Origin of the sequence: Methylomonas lenta, assembly GCF_001644015.1 — a bacterium.
Taxonomy (GTDB): domain Bacteria; phylum Pseudomonadota; class Gammaproteobacteria; order Methylococcales; family Methylomonadaceae; genus Methylomonas; species Methylomonas lenta.
Map to the genome: position 1 here is coordinate 1 of NZ_LUUI01000052.1, position 5,850 is coordinate 5,850.

A 5,850-nucleotide genomic window follows, 5' to 3' on the forward strand; every position below is an offset into this window, starting at 1 on the left:
CTCAGGAGGTCGTTAATCCGGACAAAATAGCCGCATAAAATTTTACATTGAGGCGACAACTAGCTTGAAATTTTCCGGTATTGAACAGCTGGTTTTTGTTTGGCGGATGGGCCTCCGGTTTCCGGTGGTTCGTACAAAAGACACCATTCAGCATGGTGATGACTGGTCTCGGCTTTGCGCGCCAGATAAAAACGTGGGCCACGGGCTTTGATGACCAATTCCCGATTTCGCTCATCTGTCAAACACTGACAGCGGGGTCGGTCGTTGCAGCCATGATACCGGCGCAATATCTTTTGGGCCTTGGTATTGCTGCGGTCGGTCAGCCACAGATAGTCGTAGGTTTCCTCATCCAGAAATAATTCGCTCATGGCTGATCCCCCTCATGCAACGTATTTTGATCGCTGATGTTGTGCTGGTTTCCACTGGTTTTGGGGATCCCGGCAGGTTTGTGTTCTGTGTCACATTCGGCAATACACAACGGCTTGGGAGGCTGGCCCGGTTTGTCGGTCCATTCCCATATCACGCATAACGCCAACCAATAGGCATGCGCGGTTTTCGGGGCCAGATCGCGGTGGGTTTTCCAGAAGGCAATGACGTGGCGTTTGCCGATTTCATGCAGGTTGTGCGGTCGCTCGGTCTGCTCGATGAATTCGACGAACTTGATCATGCGGCCGACCTGCAAGCGGCGATGGGCTTTGGCGCCCTGGCGGACATAGTGGTGGGCCAGGGACTGGATCTGTTTAACCAATATAGACACGCACCACCTCCAGACGCTCGTGGCCCAGTTCCTGAGACAGGATGCTGCGGGCGAGGTGATCCAGTGTTTCGGCGGTGGCTTCGTCAATGTGAAGCTGCATTGCCATGTAGGCATGCCAGGCCGATTTTGCAGTATCGGTGTTGATCGGTGCCGGGACGCCGGTTAATGCTTGGTAACGCTGCTGGGCATAATGATGGCGCTGGCCGTGAAAATGAAAGTGCTGTTGTTGTGCTTGACGATAGCAATGGTCGCGAAAATCGACATAGCGCAGATTGGCGGGAATCATCGTGGGTCCGTCCTGCAAGTTGGCTGCTTTTTTCAATGCCACCAAGGCTTCTGCTGAGACCGGCACCTGGCGCCGTTTGCCGCCTTTGGTGCCGCTAAAAACTGTGATGCGGCATTCCCGTTGTGCCTGGCGCCAGGCTTTTTGTGCATCCAGTAAGGCCGATTCCTTGAAACGCAAACCTAATGTCCGTTGCAGATTCAGCAACACGGTAATGTGTTCATCGTCGACGCTGGTTTGCAACTGGTCGTGCTGCGACTGTGGCATGGCTTTGCTGGTTGCCGGAATGTAGCGCCTTTTAGGGATGCCGCAATCCCGGGTCGGACTGACCGTTAGCCATTGGCCTTGCGTTGCCGACTTCATGATGCTGTTGACGTCCGAGACATAGAGTTGGGCGGTCTAGGCTTTCAATTCATGACGTTCCACCCGTGCTTTCAATGCCTGGCCATAGGCCATCGCATGGTCGCGAGTAATGTCCTGCATGCGTTTGATGCCTTGAGTTTGTTCCAACCATTTGGCAAACACCGACCAGCGCTCGGCGAGTGTGCCGCGCGTAGAAAAGGCCTTGCCCGATTGATGGGCGCAGGTTTTTCCGACTCGGGTCAGGTTGCGACTGCCCAGGCCGAGATTGCGGCCGCGCTTTCGACTCGCCGTCAATGGTTTTGGCGCTTGTTTATCAAGAGGACTGACACACGCGAATAGGTCAGTCTGGTTTACTTGGTATTTGTCAGGTCGATCGATTGACATGGTTAACCTCCGATAAAAGTGGACAACTGACTCCCTTGTCCAAAGCGGACTGGGACTGATTTCATGGGCAATGCCATGCGCATCAGCAGTCGGCTTTGAACAAGGGAGCCGGGGCGGCCTTGGTAAAACAGGTTTTTCTTTCGTCATGAGCGGGGGACCCCGGCTCCAACCCCACTTTGGTATACAAGGCCAAACTCATGACGATGAGTGTTGACGCACGGGTTGCCTACCCGGCGGAGGTGTATACCCAGTGTGAGGTGCGCGGCTTATGACTCGCTGCGCGGGCGAGTAATTTTTGTCGGTCGGTGACGAACTCGGGGTGCTGGCCAGACGCATTCAGCGTCCAATTGCGACGCTAAACTCGGCCCCTTACACGTTCGTGACAGACTGACCCGGCAAAACCCGCGACGGTTACGCAGGCATCCGGTTGATTTACTTAATGGAAATGCTTAAATCCCGTTCTGTTTCTGTTTTTTAGAAACGGCGAAACAGCGGGCTTGGGTATGTACCAGAAGACATTCTTCGAACGTCTGGGTATAACTTTGAAGGGAATCCGAATCCAATCCGCGTGACGCAATCAGCTGTTTCGCCGGCAAACGCGACTGCCGGTGGCACAGGCCGATCTGTAAACGGGACGACGGGATTCTTAAGAGACGTTCAATCGCCTTGCTCTGGCGGGCAGGCAGTCGCCTGACGCCGATCCAGATGGGGACGATTGATATAAAACCATAGCGAACGATTGCCACCACTGAATTGGTCAAACGACCTTTCAGTATCCATTTTGCGGAACCGGGGTTCCAGGCAAAATTTCTGCGCGTCTGCACACGCGCAACGGCAACACCGCCTTTCGAAACTCTACTCGCGCGGTCTATGAGTTTGCGCCATCAAGGCGCTTTGGATTACTCAGCGATCGGCAGACGATCGTTGATGAATATAAATATCGACAGCGACTGTGCCTTTCATCAAGGCGCATTTTCCCTGCCGACCCAGATAGAGCATTTTCAACACCCCATCTGCACCAAAAAAAAAATTTATATAGTGGACGCGTCACCTAAAGCGCACGGACACATGCTGCCAACGGCTTCATGCCATCCCGATACAGGGACAATGAGTTGGTTTTGCTCCCTATTTCAACTGCTGAGCCAACAGATCTATGAAAATTTCGTCCTGAAAAATTCTACGTGCGGGGCTATTTTGGGGTTGATTCCGAGCCAGTGTCAAATGATTTTTTCATATTATTTCAATTGGTTAAAAGGAAAACACAGGCTGGACGGCGTTGGATTTTACTGGACAATTCAGCTTCAAGGATAAGCATGATTTTCGGGAAATTCGGCCGTGAAAATTGAGGCGGAACCAAGAGCAGTTAAAGCGCTCGGGTTTGCTCAGAGTGGCAATACCGGCTGTTGTGAGGTTTCAACTGGCGTTAATAGACGTGATCATCAAAAGTTCTAATCTAACCATCCAGCCCAACAACGAATATCTGTCTTTATATGATTTCTTTTAATTTTGTTTAATTCTATATAAGAAATTAATATGATAGGCAAAAAATGATTAATTGGAGCTGTTTTATATGTCTTTAGGTCAGTGGGCGGGCTATCGATGGCTGGCTGAAAGGTACAACATCAAGACTGTTCAACCGTTTCGAATAGATAGCCAAATCGTAAAATCGCGCTCAACCGAGCGAGTCGATGGGCTTATTCATGAATTCTATCCGCCAGCCTTCAAGCCGGAAGATACCTTCTTGGATCATATGACTTTTGCGCTCAAGCGTGAAGGCATTCATCTCGAATTTTTAGCGCGACTGTTTGAAGTTGTTCCGGTTACCGAAATTGAAGAATGGGTTAATGCTGAACCCAGTGGCCAATATGCGCGGCGAACGGGTTTTTTTTATGAATGGCTGACCGGTCGGCAATTAAACTTCAAGGGTGTGAGCGTTGGCAATTATGTCGACGCCATTGACGCCAAGCATTATTTTACGGCAAGCAACCCTGACAACAATCAGCGCTGGCGGGTTCGTAATAATTTGCCAGGTAACCGCAACTATTGCCCGGTGATTTATCTAACGAATAAGGTAAAAGCCGCCGAATCCTATGATTGCCAACAAAGCCTGAGCAACCTCGAAGCTGAGTATGGTCAGGATTTACTCATGCGCAGCGCTGTGTGGCTCACGGTCAAGGAGAGTCAGGCAAGCTTTAGCATTGAGCACGAAGACCAACAGACTGATCGGATAAAGCGCTTTGCCGCTGTCATGGAAAAACACTGCGGACAGATTGAAAATCCACTGGGTTTATCGTCCTTATCGGAATTACAGGCCGAAATCCTGGGCTCAAGGGCGACACGCTATGGTCTTAGGCAATCACCGGTATTTGTCGGTGAAAATGATTTTCAGGCCTTAACCATTGTTCATTACATAGCGCCGCACTGGGAAGACACCGAATCGATGTTATCGGGTCTTTCGGAGTTCGCGGGTCGAACACTCGATAAATCCCCCCTGGTCAGAGCGGCAGTATTGTCATTTGGGTTTGTGTATATCCATCCTATGGCGGATGGTAATGGCCGTATTTCCCGGTTCCTAATCAACGATAGCTTGCGTCGTGATCAGGCAATACCCGCGCCTTTTATTTTACCTGTCTCAGCAACCATTATTAGTTCTTCCCAAAACCGATATGGGTACGATCAAATATTGGAAGTGCTTTCAAAACCATTGATGCGGCATTATCAAGATCACTACCATTTTGGATCGCAGAGCAAAGGTGCCGATGGCGTTGATTACAATTTTTACTGTAATAGCTACGCCGATGCTTGTTCGGTTTGGCGATATCCCGACTTGACCGCACACTGCGAATACCTTGTCCAAATCATCGATCAGACGATTAACCAGGAAATGCGCAAAGAAGCGGGTTATTTGCGTAGCATCCGTGTCACTCGCGCCCGAATTAAAGAGGTCCTGGATGGCCCAGACACGGATATTGATCGCATCATTCGTTCGATTCGTAATTCCCATGGCAAAATTTCAAACAAACTTTGCAAAGAGTTTCCTTTGCTAAGTGAAGCAGATATTGGTTCGGAGATCATTAAAATCGTGCAGGACGAGTTCGGCATATCGGTTATTGGAATATCTGACGAGAGCGGTGAGTAAGGCTACTACGAATTCTGCCGAGTACCGGTGATTTGAAAGCTAATAAATAACCACTAAAAATGAGCGGCGACAGTCTAGATAGTTGTCGATGAGGCAAGTCAAAAAATGATTTTTTCTCTCGGTTCCCTCGACCAAAATCGTAGAGAACTTCTGCAGCCCTCGTTATTATTGATAGTTCCCTTAGTTCTCTGGTTCTCTTTAAAAAGTCCCATTTTTATTCAAAGAGCCTCAAGGCTCGGCTAGCTAAAAAATGGAGCATTTCGATCAAGTGGCCTCGCTCTGTGATTCCGTTTTTCGTACTCACAGTAGGCAGCAAATTAAAAATGCAGTAACAATTCCAGTAACTTTCGAAAAATTTTTTAAATAATGTTGATTTTATTGGTTTACAGGCTTGATTCGATTGAGGTCTGAGCACCATATAAAAATAAAGGGCTGGCGAGCAATCGCCAGCCCTTTTTTATTGTCGCAACTTTTTCCAAATGTCGCAAATTTGACGCAGCTATGGCAACACAGCACAACAATAAAACCGGAGAAATCCGGGCAATGAATCGCCTCGTTCGAATCCATCTCAGTGTTTCAATGTACCCTAAAAAGCCGTGCTATTTCGGCAAATATCATGCTGGTACATCCGGGACTTTTAGGAGTTTTCCGGGATGAAAAAATCGGTTAATTGCGTCAAATTTGCGACAAATTTTAAACATGATTTTATTTATTGGTGTTGGCGCCGATTGAAAACTGACCAGGGGAAATTGTGTTTCAGCGTACACCACCGCATCCGATTAGTCGACCCGACTGAGGTGGTTTTAATGCCCTTTTTGATTGAAAGTCAGTTCTAAAATTGAGAACAATTCATTTTATTCATGTTCGTCTGTTTCTACCCTTTCAATAATGGGCGGTGCCTGTTTAGGATTTCGCCAAAATTAA

7 protein-coding genes are annotated in these 5,850 nt (G+C 48.6%); 2 read left to right on the forward strand and 5 right to left on the reverse strand.

Annotated elements, in window-relative coordinates; genetic code table 11:
- Nucleotides 1-59: 59 nt before the first annotated feature.
- The 5 genes from A1359_RS03675 to A1359_RS23410 all read right to left on the reverse strand — a co-directional run bounded on the left by A1359_RS03675 (nt 60) and on the right by A1359_RS23410 (nt 2,567).
- The gene (locus A1359_RS03675) at nt 60-368 is read right to left on the reverse strand and encodes a DUF1173 family protein (protein ID WP_066978198.1); all 309 of its coding nucleotides are present in this window, start codon (nt 366-368) and stop codon (nt 60-62) included.
- Nucleotides 365-757, reverse strand: a complete 393-nt coding sequence (locus tag A1359_RS03680; protein WP_066978200.1) for a hypothetical protein — start codon at nt 755-757, stop codon at nt 365-367. The genes A1359_RS03675 and A1359_RS03680 overlap by 4 nt, the downstream gene beginning before the upstream one ends.
- The gene (locus A1359_RS03685; protein ID WP_066978203.1) at nt 741-1,403 is read right to left on the reverse strand and encodes an integrase domain-containing protein; all 663 of its coding nucleotides are present in this window, start codon (nt 1,401-1,403) and stop codon (nt 741-743) included. Before A1359_RS03685 ends, A1359_RS03680 begins: the two co-directional genes overlap by 17 nt.
- A gap of 36 nt (nt 1,404-1,439) precedes the next feature.
- On the reverse strand, nt 1,440-1,787 hold the full coding sequence (locus tag A1359_RS03690; protein WP_066978206.1) for a hypothetical protein: 348 nt from the start codon (nt 1,785-1,787) through the stop codon (nt 1,440-1,442).
- 657 nt (nt 1,788-2,444) lie between these two features.
- Nucleotides 2,445-2,567: a hypothetical protein gene (locus A1359_RS23410; protein ID WP_269747875.1), complete on the reverse strand. Its 123-nt coding sequence runs from the start codon at nt 2,565-2,567 to the stop codon at nt 2,445-2,447.
- A gap of 90 nt (nt 2,568-2,657) precedes the next feature.
- Between A1359_RS23410 and A1359_RS03700 the strand changes: the two genes are divergently transcribed.
- Nucleotides 2,658-3,098, forward strand: a complete 441-nt coding sequence (locus A1359_RS03700) for a hypothetical protein (RefSeq protein ID WP_066978212.1) — start codon at nt 2,658-2,660, stop codon at nt 3,096-3,098.
- A gap of 259 nt (nt 3,099-3,357) precedes the next feature.
- Complete coding sequence (locus A1359_RS03705; RefSeq protein ID WP_066978215.1) at nt 3,358-4,926, forward strand: Fic family protein; 1,569 nt, start codon at nt 3,358-3,360, stop codon at nt 4,924-4,926.
- Nucleotides 4,927-5,850 lie beyond the last annotated feature (924 nt).